General features: G+C 54.3%; 1 protein-coding gene. It reads right to left on the bottom strand.

Features of this window, described 5'->3' with window-relative positions; genetic code table 11:
* Positions 1-60: 60 nt before the first annotated feature.
* Positions 61-831 carry a transposase gene (locus tag HMPREF0308_RS12635; RefSeq protein WP_248630710.1) on the bottom strand — a complete coding sequence of 257 codons (771 nt, stop codon included), beginning with the start codon at positions 829-831 and terminating at the stop codon, positions 61-63.
* Between the last annotated feature and the right edge of the window lie 152 nt (positions 832-983).

The raw sequence follows: 983 nt of genomic DNA, 5'->3' as shown, positions 1-983 counted from the left end.
AGAAGACCTCGTTGCTGAAGTACCCGAGTATTTTGGTGTAGGCGATTTTCACAGCACGTTCTACTGCCGCTTTGTCGCGTGGCCTGCCGGGCCGAGTCGGCACGATCGTGACCCCGTAATAGTCGGCAAACGCTGCGTAACGTCAGTGACCATCCGGTAGCCTGAATGCTTCCTCGGCCGGTAGGTCGCCGTAGAAGCATTATCTGGCACGATGACTGCTGGTAATTTGCCAAGATAGTTCAACGCTTTGACGTGGCACTCAATCCACGCCGGCATCTTCTCGTTCGCAGCGGCCGTGACGTACATCAGCCCTGAGTATGGGCTGACCGCGACGAACAATGACGCCTTGAATGCGGTATCACCACTGGCCTGATCCGTCACTGGCACTTTGTCACCGGCCCAGTCAACGTAAAGCTCTTGGCCTGGCTCATGGGTGATAACTTCAACGAGATCATTGGCACGCAGAAACTCATTGAGCCCACTGCAGAACTGGGAGTACTGGTACTTTGTCTTGTCCGTCGGACACGGCTGCGATAAGTAGTCCATCCACAGCTTATGCCTGGTCACATGCTTTGTACTTTTCAGCTTGCGTGCAAGAGCGTGAAAATCAGGCTGGTCGTAGGACATCGTCCGTTTACTCCGGCCGTCGCTGAATCGATCATCGAACCATCCCGGTGGAAGTTGACGGAAACGCTCTGGAGTTAGTGCCTCATCGTTGATGACTTTCTTTGCGCGGGATACTTCTCGTCGTGAACATCCCAATGCGTGTGTGATCTGCGCGTAGCTAGCACCATCAAGGCACATCGCGATGATCTGTTTGAAGTTGGCCACAAGGACCAGCTCCTTCCAAGTAGAAGTTGACGCAACACCAGCGGATCGTGGTGCCGCCAACATCAACTATGAAAGAAAACCCCCTTGCAGTACCGGGTACGTGGAACCCCGGTACCAACTACGCGGACTCGCGGTACCAACTACCCCAAATC

This window comes from Corynebacterium striatum ATCC 6940 (assembly GCF_000159135.1).
Classification (GTDB): Bacteria; Actinomycetota; Actinomycetes; order Mycobacteriales; family Mycobacteriaceae; genus Corynebacterium; species Corynebacterium striatum.
This window is presented reverse-complemented; position numbering and strand designations above follow the sequence as displayed.